Below are 21,769 nucleotides of genomic sequence, written 5' to 3' on the forward strand. Positions count from 1 at the left end.
ATGAGTCTGTCCTGCAGCCATGTGCTGCTCTGGGTGCGCGATCTCCATCAGGCGGTGGTGGATTTCCGGGCTCTCGGGTTTCAAGTGGACTACGCCACCGACCCGGAAAAAGCCCAGCACGCGCACATCTGGTTTCGACGCGGGCCGGTGATCGAATTACTGACCACACCGGCCAATGCCCGTTATTTCAAATGGCCCATCGATCTGATGGCCGGGCGTGGTGCCGGCGAGCGCATGGTGCGCTGGGGGGAGGGCGGGGAAGGGTTTTGCGATGTCGCGGTGGTGACCAATGATGACCCCAAGGCGGTGACGGCCAGACTGAAACGCTGCGGCATCACCCTCGGCCGTTTCGTGCCCTGGCGGCGTACCCGTCCAGACGGCCAGCGTACCCGCTTCCGCTTCGCCTACCCGCGTCATGGCCGGCTTCCCTTTTTGGTGACGCCCTATGATCCGCCGCAGCACCCGGCCACCGTGTGCCACGACAACGGCGCCACGGCGCTGCGGCGAGTGCGTCTGGGGGCGCGGGTGGAGGACCGCGTGCTGTTGAACAATCTGGTGAGCGACGACCCGGTGTTCTCGGTCGAATCGGCGGAGCGAACCAGTGTGCTGTGGATCGAGCTGGAGGGCCTGTCCCATGCACTGGACGGGACTTTGACACACGGCGCCTCGATTCGACCTGCCGCGGTGTCGGCTGGAGCGATGGGGTGACCCGTACCCCTGTTGACTGCAAAGGAGGCAACCATGTTGGAAGGCTGCGTACCCTGGCCGCCGGAATTGGCGGAGCGCTATCGGCGTGAAGGCTATTGGCGTGATCTCGATCTGGGCAGCTGGTGGCGGCGACGCGCTGCTGAGTTCGCCGATCACCCCGCGCTGGTGGACGGTGAGCGGCGCTGGAGCTACCGGGAACTGGATGACTGGGTAGAACGGCTGGCGGCGGGAATACTGGCGACGGGATTCAAGGCCGGTGAACGAATGCTGCTGCAACTGCCCAACCGGGCGGAATTTGTCGCGTTGAGCCTGGCGCTGTTCCGTGTCGGGGTGATTCCCGTACTGGCGTTGCCGGCGCACCGGGAAAATGAAATCCGCCATTTGGCACGGCTTTCGGCGGCCCGGGCCTATGTGATCGCCGATACCCATCTGGGCTTCGATTATCGTCCGATGGCGCGGACGTTATTGGAGCAGGTCGATACCCTGCGTTCGGTGTTCGTGGTCGGAGACGCCGGCGGCTTCCAACGCTTTGCCTCCCTGGACGCCGAGCCGCGTCCGATCGCCGTGCCCGCTGCCGATGACGTTGCCGTGTTGCTATTGTCCGGCGGCACCACCGGCTTGCCCAAACTGATTCCCCGCACGCACAACGATTATCTGTATAACGCCCGCGCCAGCGCCGAACGGACCGGATTCTCCGGTGATACCCGCTATCTGGCGGCATTGCCGGTGGCGCACAATTTCCCCCTGGCGTGCCCGGGGTTGCTGGGCACGTTCGAGGTCGGGGGCACGGTGGTGCTGTGCCCCGATCCCAGCCCCGATACCGCCTTCGAACTGGTGGAGCGCGAACGGATAACGGTGACCGCTCTGATCCCGACACTGGTGCGTGTGTGGCTGGAGTTCGCGCTCCATGCCGATGCTGATCTGAGCAGTCTGAGTCTGTTACAGGTGGGCGGCTTCCGTCTCAAAGCCGAGGTGGCGGCGCAGGTCGGCAAGGTCCTGGGTTGCGGTTTGCAGCAGGTTTACGGCATGGCGGAGGGTCTGTTGTGCATGACCGCGCCGGATGATCCGCCGTCACGGATCCTTGATACCCAGGGCCGCCCCCTTGCCGAGGACGACGAGATCCGGGTGGTGGACGAGCAGGGCCAGGACCTGCCGGATGGGGAAGTGGGCGAGCTGCTGGTCCGCGGGCCCTACACTCTGCGCGGCTACTACCGGGCGGAGACACACAACCGGCGGGCCTTTACCGAGCAGGGGTATTACCGCAGTGGCGACCGGGTGAGGCGTTTGGAGGGAGGCTATCTGGTGGTGGAAGGCCGGGACAAGGACGTCATTAATCGTGGCGGGGAAAAGGTCCCGGTGGAGGATGTGGAGAACCACCTGCTGTCGCATCCGGCGGTCGCCGATGTGGCGCTGGTGGGCCTGCCCCACGAGACATTGGGCGAATGCAGCTGCGCGTGCATTGTCGTCAAGGGCGAAGCGCCGCGATTGTCGGAGTTGAATGCGCATCTCTCCGCTGCGGGGATGGCTGCCTACAAGTTGCTGGATCGGCTCGAAATCGTGGATGGCTTTCCGTTGACTCGGCTAGGCAAGATCAATCGGCGGCAGTTGGTCGAGCTGCTTGTCGCCGAGGAGGTCTCGTGATGAGCGCAAAGGTGAGGCACCCGGCTGTTCGCTGCTTTCGTCTCAGCGAACAGCCGTCGGCGCGTCTGGTGTGCCTGCCGCATGCCGGTGGCAGCGCCAGCTGTTACCGCGACTGGGGCAAAGCTTTGCCTGATCACCTCGATCTGCTGGCGGTGCAATATCCAGGGCGGGAGGAGCGCTACCCGGAACCGTTCGCGGACTCCCTGGAAGCGCTGGCCGATGAAATCACCGAGGCTTTGACGCTGTTCGCCGAGGTGCCGCTGGTATTGTTCGGGCACAGCCTCGGCGCCGCTTTGGCTTATGAAGTGGCGCTGCGGCTGCGACGACGGAATCTGTCACTGAAACGTCTGGTGGTGTCCGCCCACCCAGCTCCTCACCGGCAACGCGAGAGCGCGCTCCATCAACGGGGCGACACGGCGCTGCTGGACGACATACGACGCCTTTCCGGCGGCAGTACCCCGCTTGATGAACCGGCCATGCGTGAACTGTTCATGCCCATGCTGCGTAACGACTACCGGCTGATCGAACGTTACAGGCGAGATTTTCCCGACGAGATCGACGTGCCCGTGGATGTGTGTTTTCCCGTTGATGACGACGAAATTAGCGGAGACGAGGTGCGCGCCTGGCAGGATGTCACGCCCTGGACGCTAGGGGTGCTGCCTTTTCGCGGCGGTCACTTCTATCTGCGCGAGCAGTATCGGGATGTGGTCGACAGAGTGCTGAAACAACTGGACTCCCCGATCGGACAAGGAGATAGAGAGCATGTTACATCCTGACGAGTGCACCGGCCTTGCCGATATCCGCCAGGCGATCGATACGCTGGATCATGAACTGGTGGGGCTCCTGGGCAAGCGGATGGGGTACGTGTTGGCCGCGTCACGGTTCAAACCGGATGAAGCGAGTATCCCGGCGCCGGACCGGGTAGCGGCGATGCTGGTGGAGCGCCGCCTCTGGGCGCGAGAAAACGACCTGGACAGCGACTTCGTCGAATCCCTCTTTGAGCAGATCATTCCCTGGTTTATCGCCCGCCAGGTGGAATATTGGCGTGAGCAGAGGGGGCAGCGATGAAGATGACGCGGATGGGCGATTTGGAATCCGTGTTCGCCAAGGCACGGAAACAGGCCCGGCAATCCGGCCAGCCGGTATTGGCGGTTGTGAGCCTTCCCTGGTCCGGCGCGGACCCGATGGCGTTATACCAACGGTTGGACGCCGCGGGGGTGGACTGTCTGTACTGGGAAACCCGGGAGCCGCAACGGGTGCTGCTGGGGATCGGTCAGGCATTGGAGTGCGTGCCCGACCCGGATTCCGGTCTGACTGGTCTGCAACACCGTTGGCGGCGGCTCAATGATGACGCTGTAGTGGAGGGCGCGGAGGTAGCGCGCGCCATTGGCGGGCTTCGTTTTGATCGGACAGCGAATCAACAGTGGCCGTGGCAATGCTTTCCCGCTGCCTGTCTGACGGTGCCGCGTCTGCTGCTGGAGTGCACGGCGCGGGGAAGTTATTTGATCTGCCATAAGCTGGTGCGGCAGGACGACGACCCGGTGACCGAAAGTCATCGCTATCGACGTGATATCGAGACGCTGCTTTCCAGTGAACAGGCGGTGTTGTCGTCTCCGCCGGCTTCGACTTTGGTGCGGGAGCAGGGGATCGGCGCTCGGCAATGGCAGGCGAAGGCAGAAGCTCTGATTGACGCGATCCGGGCGGGCCGGTTGAGCAAGGTGGTGCTGGCGCGGCACCTGCACCAGACCTACTCGGCGCCGTTGTCCGCGGCTGCCGTGCTGTGCCGTTTGCGTGACGCCGACCCGTGCTCTCATCTCTTTGCCGTTCATCGTGGTGGCCTCTGTTTTCTCGGGGCGACGCCGGAGCGTTTGGTCCGCGTACATCACGGCAGGGTGGAGACACATGCTCTGGCGGGCACCATACGGCGTGGTGACAATGCTGAGGACGACCAACGTCTTGGCGAGCAACTGCTGGCCTCGGACAAGGACCAGCACGAGCACGAGCTGGTGGTTCAGGCTATCCGTGATGCGCTGCGTCCGCTGCTTGATGAGCTCACGATCTCCCCGGAACCGGTGTTGCATCGCCTGCCGCTGATGCAGCATTTGAGTACCCGCATCGAAGGTCGCATCGCCGCGGGATCCGGTGTTCTTGACTTGGTGCAGGCCATGCAACCCACCCCCGCCGTGGCGGGCTATCCGCGGCACGAGGCTCTGGCTTGCATCCGCGTCCACGAACGCTTCGATCGTGGCTGGTATGCAGGTCCCCTGGGATGGATTGACGGCGCGGGTAATGGCGACTTCGTGGTAGCGCTACGGTCCGCCTTGATCAGCGGCAAGGAGTGCCACCTGTTTGCGGGGTGTGGTTTGGTGGGGGATTCGGAGCCTGAACATGAATACGGAGAGACCAGCCTTAAGTTGTCTTGCATGTGCAGAGCGCTTGTTAGCGATAGAACCTGATGTCCTGGCGGTCACGAAATCACTCCTCAACGCATTCTTTAAAAGCCACGATTGATCATGAGGCTTTCCGTTACGCGGTCGCCAGAGAATTATTTTGTTAATGTTATGATATAATGTAGCATTCAAGACCGATCATGGATCGTCGATTTCGGGCGCGGGGTATCGGTAAGGACATTGATGATTGCCCGTTCCAGATTTTCGTTTGCGCTACACATGGGACATCAATGATTAAAGCTCCTGTTCTCCTGGTCGTTACCGCGTCCTGCCTTGCCCCCGTCGTAGCCAATGCCGACGCTTCTTCCGCCGCCGATCTGGATACGGTGGTGGTCACCCCCAATCGAATTGCCACGGAGCGGCGGGAAGTCGCCGCCAATGTCGAGGTCATTGACCTGGAGGAACTCACACAAACGCCAGCGATGTTTGCCACCGATTTCCTTAAAAAAAGCACCTCCGTGGATGTGATTCAGTATCCCGGCGGCCGCTCCGGGGTGGGCCTGCGTGGTTTCCGCCCGGAGTTTTCCGGCACCAACCAGCGGGTGTTGATACTGATTGACGGCCGTCCCGCTGGGATCACCAGCCTCGGTAATCTGCCCATGGCGGGGGTTGAACGGGTGGAGGTGCTGAAGGGTTCCGCCTCGGCGGTATACGGTTCCTCCGCCATGGGCGGGGTGATCAATTTCATTACCCGGGATTCCCGCGGCTCGGTTTCCGGAGGGTTCGGCATCGCCGCCGGTAGCTACGATACCTTGCGTGCGGATGCCCATGCCGGCGGTAGTTTGACGCCTAATCTGGATTTCGATGTCGCTTTTGATGAGCGTAGCCAGTTTGATGACTACGATCTGGGCCGTCAGTCCCGTCGCTTCGAGGATGGCTTCCGCCAGGGCGGTGGCGTGCGGCGCCCCTTTACCGGGTTCGAGACACGCTCCGGTTATGCCCGCTTTGGTTATCGGCTGTCACCGGAGTGGCGTGTGGACGCGCGCGGTCAGGTGTTGCGCGGCAACGACGTTGAGTCTCCCGGGGCCGAGTCCGATGGCCAGTTGAACCAGGGGCTCTCCGATGTCGATGCCTTCGGACTGGATCTCTCGCTGACTGGAACAATGGGGAATCATCAGCCTCTGGCCCGGGCCTATACCACCCGCGAGGCCTACGACAGCCATAAAGCCGCGGAGGGCCAATTGCTTTATAACGACAGTAACCGGGATACTCGTTTCCACGGCTTGCAACTGCGTGATGCCTGGAGCCTCAATGAGCGTTGGTTGTGGGTTTATGGCCTCGATTACGAGGAAGTCAGCAATACCAGCCGTCGCTACGACACCGAGGGTCAGCGTCAAGGGCCCTACTCTCCGGACGATGAACGTGAAACGCTGGGGGTTTACTCCGAACTTACCAGCAAATGGCTGGATGACCGGCTTATCGTCAATCTGGGCGCGCGCTACGACGAGATCGAGAACAAAGCCAGATCCACGCCTCATCGGGAGGATTTGATTCCGGGCAGTTCTCGCTTTGATACCTTCAATCCACGCGTTGGTGTGGTGTTCTTCCCCGAACAGGAACGGCGCTGGCGCCTGCATGCCAGCGCCGGGCGCGGCTTCGTGGCCCCGCTCACCCGCGAGACTTCGGGCCGTACCGAGGAAATCGTCGGACAGCGGCTGCAGATCGCCTACGGTAATCCGGATCTGGATCCGGAAACCAGCACCACTTACGACTTTGGCGTGGGATACCAGGCTGAAGCCTGGGATGCCGACCTGACCTGGTTCCTGACCCGGGTAAAAGACAAGATCGAGACGGTGATTCTGACCAGCACCGATGACCTCCGTGAGACCACTTACGTCAATGCCAGCCGGGCCCGGGCGGAAGGTTTCGAGGCGACGCTGGGTATTGATCTGGACTACTGGCTGCCACGGCTGCCGGGAAGCTTGCGTTTTACTACCACCAGTACCTATTACATGGAACGTGAACAGGACCTCCCGGATGGTCGGGAACCTTTGCGCAATGTGGCGCGCTTTAAGATCAACGCGGCGCTCGACTATGAAGGCAGCCGCTTTGGTGCGCGCCTCGCCGCCCGCCATGTGGATGGCATGCTCGATAGTGACTACAGCAGCGGCCGCTATTTCTCCGACAGGCAGGACCGGTTGTTCGAGTTCGACAGCACCACCCTGGTCGACGCCGATCTGCGCTGGTATATCACGCCGCACCATACCGTCGGCGTGCAAGTGGAGAATCTGTTCAATCGTTATTACTACGAGAAAGGCGACTATCCCGGTCCCGGGCGCCTGGTCCTGGCCAACTACCGCTATGACTTCTAGGAGAGCCCTGCCATGACGAGCCTGAACGGCCTTCGACTGATCCTACACGGCATCGCCGACCTGCTGGCCTGGCCGGTGATGATCGGGTTGCTGCTCGCCGCGGCGGTCACCCTGGTCGCGCTGGGCGGCACTCTGCGCCTGGCCTTGGTTCGCCGTCGACAACCGCGCCCGGCAAGTGCCATTGAGCGTCTTGATCAGGCCCGGCAAGGGAGCACGGATGACCCACTGTCCCTGCGTCTGGAACATATCCTGATGGACACCGAACAACGTGCCTGGCGTTCCGTGTCACGGCTGCGGCTGTTGGTGCGCATCGGTCCTGCCCTGGGACTGATGGGTACATTGATTCCCATGGCCCATGCACTGCAGGGGTTGGCGGAAGGCCAGATGCCGGCGCTGGCGGGCAATATGGTCACCGCGTTCGCGGCCACTGTGCTGGGGCTGGCGATCAGTGTGGTGGCCTATCTGTTGGCGACCACGCAGGAACGCTGGGCTCGTCGCGATGGCGCCGAGTTGGCTTTGTACGCCGAACGTCTGCTGGCTCGCGATAATGAGGGGTCCCATGAGTGAACATCGGTTGCTGCGGCGCCATCGCCTGTTCGCTGAGAGCAGCTTGGATGATGACCCTCTCGCCGGTATCGCGAATCTTTTCGATGTCAGTCTGGCTTTCATTGTGGCCTTGATTCTGGCGCTGTTCTCTCTGTTTTCACTGCAGGATTTTATCGACCCGGACAGCCAGATGACGGTGATGACCCAGAACCGGGACGGTGAAACCACTCTGATTACCAAGGACCGGGAAAGCATCAAGGTACAGAAAGTCTCCGACCGGGAGTTGAGTGGTGCTGGCACACGATTGGGCACCGCGTACCGGTTGCCTGACGGGCAGGTGGTCTATGTGCCGGAAGATGGGGTGTCTCCCTGATGATGACATGGCAACGGACTCCGGTATCGCTGTTGATGGTGCTGGGCAGCCTGCTTGTTACGGTAACGGCATGGGCCGATACGCCACGTATCGGCCTGGTGTACGACGGTGGAGAAAGTACCGGGGCTGGCGAAATTCTACGCGCCGCCCAGGGGCTGGATGATCGTGCCACGGTCATCGTTTACGCCTCGGGGGATGGTGGTCATTCTTTGGATCAGGCCGGTATAGAGGCGGAACTGGCCGGGTTGGATCTGCTATTCGTGGATGGCGACTCGGATAATGCCCGTACTCATGCCCGATTGCTCCGGAGGGCCGGCGAGCATACCCGATTGGTGGTGGTCTCGCCGGGCGCTGACCTGAATGGCAATGTGGATGTCCATCAACATCCGGATCTGACCGGTTACTGGCGCATGCCGTCGCAGGTCAATTACCGGGGACTGATCGCTTATCTCGCGGTGTTGGCCGGTGGTAACGACGGGGCGCCGGTACCGGCGCCCCGTTCCTATCCGGAGCAGGGCTTTTACCGGCCGGGGGAGCCCGATCTGTTCGCCGACTGGCGGAGCTACCAGCGCGCGGGCGCCGAGGTGGACGAGGCTACACCGCGCATCGGCATCCTGTTCCATCGCAACCACTATCTGCAGGAAGACCTGGCCGGTGTGGACGCCCTGATCGAAGCCGTCCGGGCGGAAGGTGGCGAACCGGTGGCGCTGGCTGGCACTGGTGACGCCCGCCTCGATCTTTTGCTGGACGATCAGGGTATTCCCAGGGTGGACGCAGTAATCTTTCAGGGCACCGTTCTTGATCGTGACGACCTGAATCAGGGCATTGAACGGGCCCGGGCCCTGGGTGTTCCCGTGCTTTCCGCGTTGCATATTCGTCACCAGAGTGGCGAAGCGTACCGGCAATCAGCTCATGGTCTGGCGCCACGTAACTCGGGAGACATCGCCCGGGGGGAACGGGCGGGCATATTCGAACCGCTGGCGGTATCCGCTGCCGGGGAGCGCGGGTTCGGTCGGCGCGACGTTCTCCCCATGGTAGAACAAACCCGTTGGCGTGCCGCCCGGGCGGTGGCCTGGGCGCATCTGCACCGCCGGGCCAACGCCGAAAAGAAAGTGGTGTTCACCTTCTGGAGCGAAAGCGGCGGTAAGGCGGATCTGGGTGCCGATCCCGACGATTTTCTGGACGTGCCCGGCACTCTGATTGAGGTGCTCAAGGCGATGAAGGCACGCGGCTATGATCTGGGCGACGCCCCCTTGCCGTCCCGGGACCAACTGAGCCGCCAACTGGTGGACGAAGCGTCCAATATCGGTGGTTGGGCTCCGGCGTCGATCCAACAACGTGCGGCAAGGACAGACGCCATTCGTGTGCCTCTGGCGCGTTACCAGGAATGGTTCGGGGCGCTGCCCGCCCGGCTACGAGAGCGCATGGGGTCAGTCTGGGGCGCGCCTCCGGGGAACGTCATGGTGGCCGGCGACGGCGACGAACGTGTCTTGCTGCTACCGGCGTTGCGCTTCGGTAACATTCTGATCGCCGCGCATCCTGCCTGGGGTTACCTGGAAAACGACGCAGCGCTGAAGTCGCCGGACGCCCTGCCGCCTCATCATCAATACGCCGCCTTCTTCCTCTGGCTGCGGAACGACTTCAAGGCGGACGCCTGGGTCAGCCTGTTCAGCAACATCGTCCTGCAACCCGGCAAAAGCGAGGGCCCGCTGGTGGACGATGCCATTGGCCAGCTGCTGGGGGCCACTCCCCACATCCACCCGGAACGCCTGGGAGGAGCCGGCGGTCTGGCCAATAAGCGAAAAGCGCTGGCGCTCACTCCCGGCTGGTACAACCTGGTGGTGCCCACCGGCGAATTGACCACTCTGACAACCTTGAAGACGCTGTTACAACGCTACGATGATCTGGTCGGCCATGATCAGCTTCGCAGCGGGGCACGCCGGGCAATTCGCGACGAGGTCGCGGCCCTGGGCCTGGATCGAGCATTGTCCTGGGACGCCAGCAACGTGCCCTTCGAGCGCCTGCGCGAAGAGGTGGTTGGCCATATTGCCAATCTGGAACAGCAGAGTATGCCTTACGGCACTCGGGTACTCGGTCGGGCACCCACCGGAGACGCCCTGGCTGGCATGGTCACGGCCATGCTCACAGGCAATGGCCAGGAGCTCCTGCCCCCGGCCCTGCTTGATGCCGCCCTGAACGGGGCCAACGAAAAGGCACTGATCGCCGCCAACGACGGGCCCCTGTCCGATACCCGGCGGCAAACGGTACAACAGGCCCAGGACTACGCTGACGGTTTGCGCGGAGCGCCCCGGGAGGTCAGCGCCATCCTGGATGCCCTGGAAGGGCGCTGGATTGAGCCAGGGCCCATGTTTTCACCGTTGCGCCGCGCTGACAGCCTGCCGGTGGGCCGCAACCTCTACACCTTCGACCCGGCGATCATGCCAACACCGGAGGCGGAAGCCACTGGCTGGCAACTGGCCGAGGACACGGTGGCCACCTTTCAGGAAAAGCACCAGGGCCAACCTCCGAAACATCTCGCCTTCGTGTTGTTTTCCAGCGAAACAACCCGCAACCAGGGGGTCAATGAAGCGCACATCCTGGCTCTGCTGGGCGTACACGTCGAGCGGGACAGCCAGGGCCGTGTCTCGGGTCTTCGGCGCCTTTCCCGGGAACAATTGGGACGCCCTCGCGTGGACGTCACGGTCACCGCCAGCGGTACCTACCGGGATCATTATGCCGGACTTATGGATCTGATCGACCGGGCAGTACGTTTGGCCGCCGCCGCGCCGGAGGACGATAATCCCGTGGCCGCCTCCAGTCGCCAAAGAGCAGAGCGGCTCAAAGCCTCTGGCGCATCCGCCTCCGAGGCGGATGCCTTATCCACGGCCCGGGTGTTTTCCGCGGCGCCGGGGGCATACTCGCCGAACATCCAGTTCCTGGCCCGTTCCGGAGACCACCGTGGTGGCCAGGCGGACATGGCGGCGCTGTATCGTGATCGCATGGGGCATGTGTATGGTGGCGGCCGGGACGGCGATGCCATGCCGGCGCTGTTCTCGGACACTGTGAAGGATCTGCAGGGCGCAGTCTTACCACGCTCCAGCGACGTCAATGGCATGCTTGATCACCCCATGTCGGCTGCTTTTCTGGGTGGTTTGGATATGGCCGCCCGCGCCGCCGGAGGCCAGGGCGCGGAACTTTATGTAAGCCGCCCGGAAAGAGCTGGCGGCGGATCTCTGCAAAGCGCGGCCAAGGCGGTCCAGGAGGAACTCTTCACCCGTTATTTCAATCCGCGTTGGATTCAGCGGATGCAGGATCACGGCTACGACGGCGCGCGCGCATTCATGTTTCTCACCGATCAGCTTGATCTTTGGAATAGCACCACCGACCAAGTGGTGGGCAGCGCTGACTGGGCCAAGGTGAAGGCGGTCTACGTGGATGACGAATACGGCCTGGATATGCGCGATTTCCTGGATCGTCATAACCCCTACGCGGAGCAGGGGTTGTTGGCCAATCTGCTTGGAGCCGCGGAGCGTGGCCAATGGGACGCCAGCGACGCGGATAAGCGCCAAGTGGCCACGAGGTTGGTGGAGAGTGCCCTGGCCCATGGTAGCGCCTGTAACGCCAACCTTTGCCGCAACGAGACGCTGACCCGCTCCATTGAGGTGGCATTGGAACAGGCACCGGGTGGCAAGGCGCTGGCACGCCGTTACCGTCAGGCAGTGCGGATGGCCACTGGCACAGCTCCCGCGTTGACGGCCGCGTCGCCGGGGCGGAGTGGCGGCGCCCCGGCCGAGGTGACAGGTCGTGTCATGGAAACCGTGGCGCGTCCCGCGGTGTCGGCCAATACCGTCGGCCAGCCGGCCACCATGCTGTTTCTGGGGGGCGCGCTGCTGCTGATCGGTCTTGGATTCTGCCTGGAGTGGCGCCGCCGCTGATTGTGCCGATCAGGGGTTGGCGTGAAGTGGCTCGCCGGGCACAGTGCCGCAGCAAACAAAGACAGAGCTGTCTTCAAGGCGTTGAGTAGCGGCACGATTTCTGAGGTAACTGGTGGAAAGTTTTCTGTTGGTGCCGTCACAGGTGCTGAGCTTTCTGATAGGCAACGGTCAAGAACAAGCGACGGGTCTGATCCGCGGGATCGAGGTCGAACTCTCTCGCCGGTTGGTGACCGCGAGAGGGCGCAACGTTGATCCATAGTGCTTGCTGCCCTGGGGCTCATAAGTTCTGGCTTGGGAGGGGCCTCCTAAACCTAAAGAGAAAACTCAGTTGTAGTGTTCGTCGTCCAGCAGCATGTCTTCGTGGAACGCGCCGAAACGTCGCTGAGGGTCACACAGATGTATCTCCAGGATCCAACGCATTGCCGATGGCGGGACGTCAAGGTCGGCTAATGCCCCTGCATGGATAGCCGCATGCGGAAAGTCCGATATTCGGTGTCCCGGAAGGTCAAGATTCAGTTCCCAACCCATTTTTCGGGCGGTGCTTTCCGCGTATGCGTACAGCGCTTGGCCGGTCAGATTCTGGGAGCTCCAGACTTCTCGCGCGTCGTGGAAAAGACGCTCCGCATCGGCCGCACAGCGTGAATAGTCGGGGTGTTCGCCGACGATAAAGCTGGCGCCGCCATCGCCTTCCCAGGCGTTCACGCGAGGTGCGATGTCGATGAAGAAAATGTCGTTCTCCTGCAGCATCACGCCAGGCTCAGACTTGCGTTTCATCGGTTTGATCGTGTTTCGGCCAAAGCGCACACGGGTGGGGTGCCAGCTAAGAGTCATTCCGCTGTCGATCAAAACCTGTTTTGCCATGGTGACGGCTTCTTCTTCCACCATTCCTGGAGTGACACGGCTAGCGATGTCGTGAATGGCTTGCCGTGTTTTTCTGCGTGCCAATAGCATGCCGTCTGTCGAAAAGGCCGGGCCCACACGTTCGGCGGCATGTACGGTCGTTTTGTCCATGAAACAACTCCTTGATGATCGGGATGAGGGAGTGGTTATTGTCGTAGCAAGGGGCCTGTTCCACCCAGTGGCGTTTGGGCATGATCTAGGACAACCCGAATGTGTTTTGTGCCAACAATCATGCTGTCGGCTTCGTTGGGCGAGCAGCGGGTTGTAGAGTGCGCAATGTCCCCGTTGCGTTACGTAGGAGTCGCTCGCTATGGTCCATCATGTGGGTATCGTCGCCCCTCAGGACTCACAGGCTCTGGATATATTTGGACCGCTTGATGTCTTTGCCGAAGCCAATCGGTTTTTACTGCCGGACGCTCAGTATCATCTGACCGTTATCGGGATGGAGCCGCACTCGATCCGATGCTCAAACGGAGCTTTACTCCGACCTCACTGTCACTACATGGATGTAAAGGATGCGTTCAGCCTATTACTGGTGGCTGGTGGGCCCTCGATACCTGGGCTTGAGGTATCGAGGGCGTTTGCGCTTTGGTTGGGCCAAGCATCGGCCCGGGCTCAGCGGTTTGGCTCGATTTGCAACGGAGCGTTCATTCTTGCCAGAGCAGGCCTTTTGGCTGGCCGCATGGTCACAACGCATTGGAACGATGCTGACGCATTGGCTGAGTTATGCCCCGACGCCAAAGTCCAGCCGGATCGCCTCTATATCAGCGATGGTAATCTGTACACCTCCGCCGGGGTTACTGCGGGCATTGATCTCGCTCTCTTTCTTGTGGCTCGCGATCAAGGTCAGGATGTGGCGCTCAATGTGGCAAAGCGGCTCGTTGTCTATACCCAGCGATCGGGAGGGCAATCGCAGTTCAGTCCTTATTTGATGCCGTTCATCGACTCAGATTCGCCAGTCGCGCAGGTGCAAGAGTATGTCTTGTCAAACCTGACTGCGGACCTCAGGGTGAAGGCGCTTGCGGATATGCTCGGAATGAGTCCGAGGAATTTCTCCCGTGTATTCTCGCGGGAAACCAGAATGAGTCCGGCTGAGTTTGTTGAGATGGTCAGGGTTGATGCGGCCCGCAGGCTGTTAGAATGTGGAAGATTGCCATTGAAGACCATTGCGGCCGAATGCGGATTACGTGATGCGCAACTTATGCGTTCTGTGTTTCTGCGCCGTCTCGGTGTGTCTCCACGGCAATATAGGGCGAACTTTGGAAGTATGGAAAGGCAATCAATCGAAGAAAGATGGAATATCTGACCCCATGAGAACCCCATGTGGTTATAGCTTTCCCGATATGGTGGCGGCTTGCACGACGTCTATTCATATCGACGAGTAGAGAATCCTATTGGGCAATAGACGCCTTTAAAGACAGTGCTCAGCTGGGCGACCTCTCCGTCCGATTAGGGACAGGAGCGGCCACTGGCGCGTGGTTGAGCGCCTCCTTCGTGGGGGTGCCGTTATAGTGTCGTTATAGGCGGGAGGGCAGGATCGGAGTCCGGAGGCCGCCCTGATTCTCGATCCGACAGGGCGTCATGCCGCAAGCGGCAAGGGACCACGATGACCGTCTTGGCAGCGGGAGATGGGCGTGCCGGTTCAAGTCCGGCCTCTGTACCAAATTCGTGGTGCGCCAAGACACCTTAAACTTGGCGAATCATAGGCCGGGGCGCTGTTCTCCGGCTTTTTTGCCTGCGATATCATCACGCCGCCTGCCTTCTTGCCACGAACGGTTCTGAATGGCTCGAGTATCGGATATCGGACCCGGCGCCGGGCTCCATATCCGCACTGTTGATCGCACCAAAGTTGTATGGCGGCACTGGACATTTTATGACAGAAGTGATGTCCGGATTTCCTGAAAGCAGGTGGTGGAGAGGCAAATGCTGGAGCAGGCACTATTGACTGACATGTCGGGCCGCCCCATCGCACAAGATGGCCCCACGTCATCCAGAGATTGGGACGAGGTTCAGGAATTCTGCCGCAGGGTCTATATGCCCTATCGCGTAAGGCCGGCTACACCGCGGTTGCTTCCTTCCGCCACCATGCGTTCGGTGGAAGTCCAACGCATCACGATGACGCGATTTTCTTATGGCGTTCCCGTTCATCTGGATAATTTCGATCCGGCGGCGGGGAATATTCTGGTCCTGAACACCATTAAAGGTGCGTTGCGCCATAAGCAGGACGAGGTCTCTGACGTTAGCACCGGAGCGGGGGAAAGCTTCGTGGTCGATTGTTCAAGAACCGACTATTGGCTCGATGCCGACAGCCATCATATGCAGTTAAACCTGACGATCCCCCATCAAGCGATGGCCGATGTCGCCATGCATTGGTTGGGGTTCGTGCCGGACGACACGCTGTGGACCCGACGATTGGCTTTCGGAGGGAACGGCTCGCGGTGGTATGCCTTGCTGTGCTATGTGGTCCGGTCCGTCGAGGCCTGCGGCCGCCTCAAGGCGGAGCCGGTGATGGCCCGGCACCTGGAGGAACTGCTATGCCTGGAGCTGTTGCAAACATGGGGGGATGGCGTGGGCCTGGCAATGCGCAAGGAAACCATGCCGGTGACGCCACGCTATGTTCGTCAGGCCGAGGAAATCATGTCCGAGCAGGCCGATAACCCACCCACCATCGGCGAAATCGCACGAATGGTGGGGGTTTCCGCTCGGGCACTGTCCGATGGATTTCGGCGCTCCCGTGGCGTTACCCCGTACGACTTTTTACGTGCCCGCCGATTGGAGGGCTTGCGCAAGGCCTTGCAAAACCCATCGCTGGGAGAAACCGTGACTTCGATCGCCGCTGATTGGGGGTACGTCAACCTGGGGGCCTTGGCGCGCATTTACAGGCGCCGTTTCGGCGAACTGCCCTCACACACTTTGGCCGCCGCGAAACAAACGTAATACAAAATATCTTCCGATTCGGAATGCAGCCCGCCGATTTCGAATGGCGCGTAGCCTCATGCCGACGCACGCTTCACTGTCCGTCATCCCACAACATTCAATAAAAGGACAATGACATGACCGACTTGAGAGCGTCCATTGACAGCATCCTTCATCGAGTTGTCACGGAAAGCCCGCGTGTACCCGGCGTCGTCGCCATGGTCACGGATCGGGAGCGTGATTTGTATTCCGGCGCAGCCGGAGAGCGAGGGCCGGACGGAATGCCAATGACAGAGGACACTGTCTTCGCGATCTTTTCCACCACCAAGGCCATCGCGGGAACCGCCGCGCTGCAATGTGTCGAGGAGGGACTGCTGGATCTGGACGCACCAGCCAGGGAATATGTACCCGTCATTGGCGAATTGCCGGTGCTGGATGGCTTTGATGCCCGTGGCCAGCCGGTATTGAGAGCACCGGAATCCGACATTACCACCCGCCAACTACTGACCCACACCGCCGGTTTTGGCTATGACTTTTTCAACGAAAACTATTCGCGCATGGCGGCGGAGCATGGCCAGCCCGGCGCGATAACCTGCTCTCGAGCGAGTCTTGAGACACCCTTGTTGTTCGACCCCGGGACCCGATGGGAATACGGCACGAACATTGATTGGGTCGGCCAGATCGTCGAGAGCATCCGTGGCCAGCGTCTGGGCACGGTCTTGCGTGAACGCGTTTTTGCGCCACTGGGCATGGAAGACGTCGGGTTTACCCGCACCGCCGCCATGCGGGATCGTACCGCCGCTGTCTACGCGCGCCAGGCTGATGGTGCACTCGAGGATATGAATTTCTTTCTGCCGGATGAACCGGAAGTCGACTGCGGCGGACATGGTCTGTATGCCAGCGTGCCGGAATATATGAAGTTCATTCGTATGTGGCTCAACGACGGCGCCGGATCGAACGGCCAGGTGCTGAAGCCCGAGACTGTCGCCATGGCGGTGACCAACCAACTCGAACCCCATCAGAAAGTGGGTATGTTGCCGGGCGTCATCGCGCCGTTATCCAATGACGCGGAGTTCTTTCCGGGGTTGAAGAAGGGGTGGTCTTTCACCTTCATGACGGTGGAGGAAGACGCTCCCACCGGTCGCCCTAAAGGCGCTATCGGTTGGGCGGGGCTGGCTAACCTGTTCTATTGGATTGATCGTCGCAACGGCATCGGTGGCTACTGGGCGACCCAGATCCTGCCCTTCGGCGACCCCTCCTCGTTCGCGGGCTATCTGGATTTTGAAGGTGCCGTTTATCAATCCATGAACCGTGTGCGGGAGGCTTGAGACGGGGCGCCATCGATACTTTTCCGCCCTGTTGTGGTGTCTTTGGGTATGGACGGCGCTTGCTGGAAGGGGCGGGTCCGGGACAGGTCCGGACCCGTGTGAAGCTTCTCCGGCCAGTAATAGAGCATCACCGCCAGGGTGTTGCGGTGCTCGCCGCGGGCGGGGTCGGTGCTGCCGTCGGTGGCCGGAATCATGTCCGCCTTGTCATCAAACTCCCGTTCCAGCGCCGCTTTGACCTTGCCGATGACCGGGTTGTCCGGCTCTTCCGCGAGCAGGAAACACAGCGCCATCTCGGTATACACATCCGGCTTGGTGCCTTGGATGACGTGGCCGGCCCGGTGCTCGAAATAATCGAAAATCCAGGCAAAGTCCTTGCGCGCCACGGCATGTTGGTAATAGCCGCTGGCGGCGATCACCAGATGGGTCATGCCATAGACCTTTTCCTGCAATTCGAGCCCCTGGTGCCGGGTGTCGGGTGGGTAGACGCGCCGAAAGGCCTGTTGGTAGGGCTCGCGCAAATCCTGTAATCCGAGCCGGTACAGGTAGTAGACCAGGTTCGCGGTCTGCGCCGAGTACACCGTGATGACCTCGGGATCGAGTACGAAGGAGCGGAAGTCGAATTCCCTCAGATAGGCCAGGGCGCGGCCGGTGCCCTGAAACGGCGGTTTGCCGGCAAGATGCAACTCCTCAAGTTGATTGACGCGGTACAGTAACCGTTTGGCGAAGGGCAGCTCGCCACTGCGGCGCAGCAAGGCCTTGCGGCGTTGATACTTGAGGGTGTCGTCGCGGTAGTCGTCCACCAATTGGCTGGCCAGGGCCTGCCGCTGGTCCGCGGAGTCGAGGGCCTGCATGGCTTGCCGCCAGCGCGGCAGAATGGCCAGAACCTCGTCGCGGATCGGTGCCAGATAAACGTCGTCGCCGGTCAGACGGTACAGGCGTAGGGCGTAGTGGCGCTGCTTGTCCGGTGGCAGGGACGGCAGCACGGTCTCATAGCGGTCCCGGATCTGTTCGCCGAGAGATGGCGCGGAAGGCGGTGAAGCGGTGGCGATGGCGCCAGTCAGGAGTGTCGACAGGGCAGCCAGAACGAGCAGGGCGTACAGGCGGAAGCCGGACATGGGACTCCCTCCGGGTGGCACCCCGGTGACCGGGGTCATAGTGCCCTTGTACCGCCGCCGAGGGGCGCCCCGCAACAACCATGATGACGGGCTGTGACGCCGGTCCACGGCGGGACAGGGGGGCCCGGGTTTGCTAGAATAGCCGCCGTTTGGGCCGGTCGCCGAGCCGACCGCGCCGCCGATGATTCAAAAGGCCCGCGCCGAGCGGGTTTTTTTGTGACCATCATTCATGATGGTCACCTTACGGGCCGTCGCCGGAGCGACGTCAAAAATCGTTCCGGACGATTTATTTGTGACCACCATCCGTGATGGGGCGCCCTCAGTGGCGGTCACTCCGCGGGCCGTCGCCCGGGTAACTCGTATGGAGCAGCGATGATCGAAGATGCCAGACCCGCGGGCCTGATCAAACGGCTGATGGCGCTGGTCTACGATGGCTTTCTGGTGTTGGCGTTATGGTTTATAACCGCCGGGCTCTTCGTCATCGTTTATAACCACACGGGATTGCCGACCCAGGAGATCAACGGTGTCACCCGGGCCGATCCGATGGTGCTGAAGGGGGTGCTGTTCCCCCTGCTGCTGGTGGAGACCTGGGCTTTCTATGCCTGGTTCTGGCTGCATGGTGGCCAGACTCTGGGAATGCGCGCCTGGCGGCTGCAAATTCGTGGCTATCGTGGCGGGCCGGTGAAATTCTGGCAGACCCTGGCCCGTTTCGCCGCCGCCGGTGTGTCCTGGTTGATGCTGGGGGCCGGTTATCTGGTGGTGTTGGTGCATCCTCATCAAACTCTGCATGATCGATTGTCCCTCACCGCCACGGTGGAAATGTCGAAGAACGGCAAAGGTTGCTCCTGAACACATGTGAGCTGAACACGGGTGATACGTGCAAGTCGACGATTTTGATTTTGAGTTACCGGACCAACTGATCGCCCGCTATCCGCCAGCGCGGAGGCGTGATGCGCGTTTGCTGACGCTGACCGGGGCGGGGATGGGGCATGGCCGGTTTCCGGATCTGTCCGCCTGGCTGAAGCCCGGCGATCTGTTGGTGTTCAACGACACTCGCGTGATCCCGGCCCGCCTGTTCGGCCGCAAGCAAACCGGCGGGCGGGTGGAAGTGCTGATCGAGCGTCTGCTCGGCGGTCGTGAGGCGCTGGCCCATGTGCGGGCTTCCAAGTCGCCCAAGGCCGGCGGCTGGCTGGAATTTGACCACGGCGTGGCGGCGGAGGTTCGCGGTCGGCGTGGCGAATTGTTCCACCTGGTGTTCACCGGGTGTCAGCAGGTGCTGGATGCTCTGGAGCGCATTGGCCACGTGCCGTTGCCGCCTTACATCGACCGCCCGGACGAAGACACCGACTTGCAGCGCTATCAGACCGTGTATGCCCGGGAGCCGGGCGCGGTGGCGGCGCCCACCGCCGGTTTGCATTTCGACGAGGCCTTCATCGAGCAGCTGCGGGAGCAGGGCGTGGACACGGGCTTCGTCACCTTGCATGTGGGCGCGGGCACGTTCCAGCCGGTGCGCGTGGATAAGGTGGAAGAGCATCACATGCACAGTGAGCGCTTTCGTATCAGTGAAGCCCTGGTGGAGCAGGTACTGGCGACGCGAGCCCGTGGCGGACGGGTGGTGGCGGTGGGTACCACGGCGCTGCGGGCTCTGGAAGCCGCCAGCGCTGACGGTGCGTTGACCCAGGGGGAGGCGGAAACCGATATCTTCATCTATCCCGGTTACCGTTTTCGTCAGGTGGACGCCCTGGTCACCAACTTCCATCTGCCGCGTTCCACCCTGCTGATGCTGATCAGCGCCTTTGCCGGCCGGGAACGGGTGCTGGCGGCTTACCGGGAAGCAGTCCGTGAAGGCTACCGCTTTTTCAGTTACGGCGATGCCATGTTCATCGAAAGGGTGCCGGACGCTGGATGCCAGACGCCGGACGCGGCGGCTTCGAAGGAATAATTGAGCAATGCGGTTACGCTTCTACCTTTATGATTTCTGTTTTATAGCGTCGGGCGTCCAGCGTCTGGCGTCAGGCGAGTGTATTCCATGTCCCGAATGAGCTTTGATCTGCTGACCACCGACGGCGCGGCGCGCCGTGGCCGCTTGACCTTCCCCCGTGGCGAGGTGGAGACCCCGGCGTTCATGCCGGTGGGCACCTACGGCACGGTCAAGGCCATGTTGCCGAGGGACCTGGCCGATACTGGCGCGCAAATCTGCCTGGGCAACACCTTTCACCTGATGTTGCGTCCGGGCACCGAAATCATTGAACGTCATGGTTCGTTGCACGGCTTCATGCAATGGGACAAGCCGATCCTCACCGATTCAGGCGGTTTCCAGGTGTTCAGCCTGGGGGAGTTGCGCAAGATTTCCGAGCAGGGCGTGGTGTTCAAGAACCCGATCAATGGCGATCGGGTGGAACTGACGCCGGAACGGGCCATGCAGGTACAGCGTTCTCTGGGCAGTGACATCTGCATGATCTTCGACGAATGCACCCCGTACCCGGCCACCGAGACCCAGGCCGCCGAGTCCATGCGGCTGTCGCTGCGTTGGGCGGGCCGCTCGAAAGCGGCCCATGTAGCCGATGAAGGGAACGATGCGGCTTGTTTCGGGATCGTACAGGGGGGCATGTACGATAATCTGCGCCGCGAATCCCTGGCCGGTCTGACCGACATCGGGTTTGACGGCTATGCCATCGGCGGGCTCAGTGTCGGCGAGCCGCAGGAGGAAATGCGGCGTACTCTGGCCGGGATCACGCCGCATATGCCCACTGACCGGCCTCGCTATCTGATGGGCGTGGGGCGGCCGGAGGACATTGTCGAAGGGGTGCGCCGCGGGGTGGATATGTTCGATTGCGTGATGCCCACCCGCAATGCGCGCAACGGTCATCTGTTTACCCGTGAAGGGGTGATCAAGATTCGTAATGCCCGCCACCGCGGCGACCTGTCACCGCTGGAGGAGGGCTGCGATTGCTACACCTGCCGCCAGTTTTCCCGCAGCTATCTGCATCACCTGGATCGCTGTGGTGAAATGCTCGGCGCGCAGCTGAACACCATCCACAATCTACGCTATTACCAACGGCTGATGGCTGGATTGCGGGGGGCCATTGAAGCGGGTACATTGAGCGCCTTTGTCGGCGACTTCTATGCGGCCATGGGCCGCGATGTGCCCGCTCTTTAACGCGAAAACGTGGAGAATTGAGATGAACTGGTTGATTTCGCCCGCTTATGCACAAGCCGCCGGAGGTCCGGGCGGTGGCATCGAACTGATCATGCTGGTGGTGATGATCGCGGTGTTCTATTTCTTCCTGATCCGCCCGCAGCAGAAGCGCGCCAAGGAACACCGCAATCTGGTGCAGAACCTGAACAAAGGTGACGAGGTAGTAACCGCCGGCGGCATTCTCGGCCGGGTGACCAAAGTCACCGACGAATTCGTGGTGGTGGAAATCAGCGACAATCTGGAAATCAAACTGCAAAAACAGAGTGTCCAGGCCACGTTGCCGAAGGGCACCATCAAATCCATATAAAAAGAGGTGTGTCCGGCCCGGTCGCTCCGGGCCGCCGCC

The 21,769-nt window shown here is 61.4% G+C and carries 18 protein-coding genes; 16 read left to right on the forward strand and 2 right to left on the reverse strand.

Going from position 1 to position 21,769, the window contains the following annotated elements:
• The 9 genes from E0L37_RS14025 (at position 1) to E0L37_RS14065 (ending at position 11,965) form a co-directional block, all read left to right on the forward strand.
• A complete protein-coding gene (locus tag E0L37_RS14025) occupies positions 1–708 on the forward strand; it encodes a VOC family protein (protein WP_133492345.1) in 708 nt (235 codons plus the stop codon).
• 33 nt (positions 709–741) lie between these two features.
• On the forward strand, positions 742–2,349 hold the full coding sequence (locus tag E0L37_RS14030; protein ID WP_133492346.1) for a (2,3-dihydroxybenzoyl)adenylate synthase: 1,608 nt from the start codon (positions 742–744) through the stop codon (positions 2,347–2,349).
• The gene (locus E0L37_RS14035) at positions 2,349–3,125 is read left to right on the forward strand and encodes a thioesterase II family protein (protein ID WP_133492347.1); all 777 of its coding nucleotides are present in this window, start codon (positions 2,349–2,351) and stop codon (positions 3,123–3,125) included. Before E0L37_RS14030 ends, E0L37_RS14035 begins: the two co-directional genes overlap by 1 nt.
• Entirely contained in the window at positions 3,112–3,417 is a 306-nt protein-coding gene (locus E0L37_RS14040; RefSeq protein WP_133492348.1) for an isochorismate lyase, read from the forward strand. The genes E0L37_RS14035 and E0L37_RS14040 overlap by 14 nt, the downstream gene beginning before the upstream one ends.
• On the forward strand, positions 3,414–4,805 hold the full coding sequence (locus E0L37_RS14045) for an isochorismate synthase (RefSeq protein ID WP_133492349.1): 1,392 nt from the start codon (positions 3,414–3,416) through the stop codon (positions 4,803–4,805). Before E0L37_RS14040 ends, E0L37_RS14045 begins: the two co-directional genes overlap by 4 nt.
• A gap of 224 nt (positions 4,806–5,029) precedes the next feature.
• A complete protein-coding gene (locus E0L37_RS14050) occupies positions 5,030–7,111 on the forward strand; it encodes a TonB-dependent siderophore receptor (protein WP_159659847.1) in 2,082 nt (693 codons plus the stop codon).
• A 12-nt stretch (positions 7,112–7,123) separates the two neighbouring features.
• Positions 7,124–7,678 (forward strand): MotA/TolQ/ExbB proton channel family protein, encoded by a 555-nt coding sequence (locus tag E0L37_RS14055; protein WP_133492351.1) that lies wholly within the window; start codon positions 7,124–7,126, stop codon positions 7,676–7,678.
• A complete protein-coding gene (locus E0L37_RS14060; protein ID WP_133492352.1) occupies positions 7,671–8,030 on the forward strand; it encodes a DUF2149 domain-containing protein in 360 nt (119 codons plus the stop codon). The genes E0L37_RS14055 and E0L37_RS14060 overlap by 8 nt, the downstream gene beginning before the upstream one ends.
• On the forward strand, positions 8,030–11,965 hold the full coding sequence (locus E0L37_RS14065; protein WP_133492353.1) for a cobaltochelatase subunit CobN: 3,936 nt from the start codon (positions 8,030–8,032) through the stop codon (positions 11,963–11,965). Before E0L37_RS14060 ends, E0L37_RS14065 begins: the two co-directional genes overlap by 1 nt.
• A gap of 324 nt (positions 11,966–12,289) precedes the next feature.
• On the opposite strand, the gene E0L37_RS14070 is transcribed toward E0L37_RS14065, so the two are convergent.
• The gene (locus E0L37_RS14070) at positions 12,290–12,976 is read right to left on the reverse strand and encodes a M24 family metallopeptidase (protein ID WP_133492354.1); all 687 of its coding nucleotides are present in this window, start codon (positions 12,974–12,976) and stop codon (positions 12,290–12,292) included.
• Between the two features lie 199 nt (positions 12,977–13,175).
• Here E0L37_RS14070 and E0L37_RS14075 point away from each other — a divergent pair, with 199 nt between their 5' ends.
• The 3 genes from E0L37_RS14075 (at position 13,176) to E0L37_RS14085 (ending at position 17,109) form a co-directional block, all read left to right on the forward strand.
• The gene (locus E0L37_RS14075) at positions 13,176–14,171 is read left to right on the forward strand and encodes a GlxA family transcriptional regulator (protein WP_133492355.1); all 996 of its coding nucleotides are present in this window, start codon (positions 13,176–13,178) and stop codon (positions 14,169–14,171) included.
• Between the two features lie 617 nt (positions 14,172–14,788).
• Complete coding sequence (locus E0L37_RS14080; RefSeq protein ID WP_133492356.1) at positions 14,789–15,802, forward strand: helix-turn-helix transcriptional regulator; 1,014 nt, start codon at positions 14,789–14,791, stop codon at positions 15,800–15,802.
• 116 nt (positions 15,803–15,918) lie between these two features.
• Complete coding sequence (locus E0L37_RS14085) at positions 15,919–17,109, forward strand: serine hydrolase (protein WP_133492357.1); 1,191 nt, start codon at positions 15,919–15,921, stop codon at positions 17,107–17,109.
• Here E0L37_RS14085 and E0L37_RS14090 read toward each other — a convergent pair.
• A complete protein-coding gene (locus tag E0L37_RS14090) occupies positions 17,079–18,224 on the reverse strand; it encodes a DUF3541 domain-containing protein (protein ID WP_159659843.1) in 1,146 nt (381 codons plus the stop codon). The two genes, E0L37_RS14085 and E0L37_RS14090, sit on opposite strands and share 31 nt — an antisense overlap.
• Positions 18,225–18,596: 372 nt before the next feature.
• Between E0L37_RS14090 and E0L37_RS14095 the strand changes: the two genes are divergently transcribed.
• The 4 genes from E0L37_RS14095 (at position 18,597) to yajC (ending at position 21,730) form a co-directional block, all read left to right on the forward strand.
• Positions 18,597–19,073 (forward strand): RDD family protein, encoded by a 477-nt coding sequence (locus E0L37_RS14095; protein ID WP_133492359.1) that lies wholly within the window; start codon positions 18,597–18,599, stop codon positions 19,071–19,073.
• Between the two features lie 28 nt (positions 19,074–19,101).
• Complete coding sequence (gene queA / locus E0L37_RS14100) at positions 19,102–20,166, forward strand: tRNA preQ1(34) S-adenosylmethionine ribosyltransferase-isomerase QueA (RefSeq protein ID WP_133492360.1); 1,065 nt, start codon at positions 19,102–19,104, stop codon at positions 20,164–20,166.
• Positions 20,167–20,262: 96 nt separating this feature from the next.
• A complete protein-coding gene (tgt, locus tag E0L37_RS14105; protein WP_133492451.1) occupies positions 20,263–21,384 on the forward strand; it encodes a tRNA guanosine(34) transglycosylase Tgt in 1,122 nt (373 codons plus the stop codon).
• Between the two features lie 22 nt (positions 21,385–21,406).
• Positions 21,407–21,730 (forward strand): preprotein translocase subunit YajC, encoded by a 324-nt coding sequence (gene yajC, locus E0L37_RS14110; protein ID WP_014995999.1) that lies wholly within the window; start codon positions 21,407–21,409, stop codon positions 21,728–21,730.
• The last annotated feature ends 39 nt before the right edge of the window (positions 21,731–21,769 follow it).

This window comes from Alcanivorax sp. 24, assembly GCF_004360225.1.
Classification (GTDB): domain Bacteria; phylum Pseudomonadota; class Gammaproteobacteria; order Pseudomonadales; family Alcanivoracaceae; genus Alloalcanivorax; species Alloalcanivorax xiamenensis.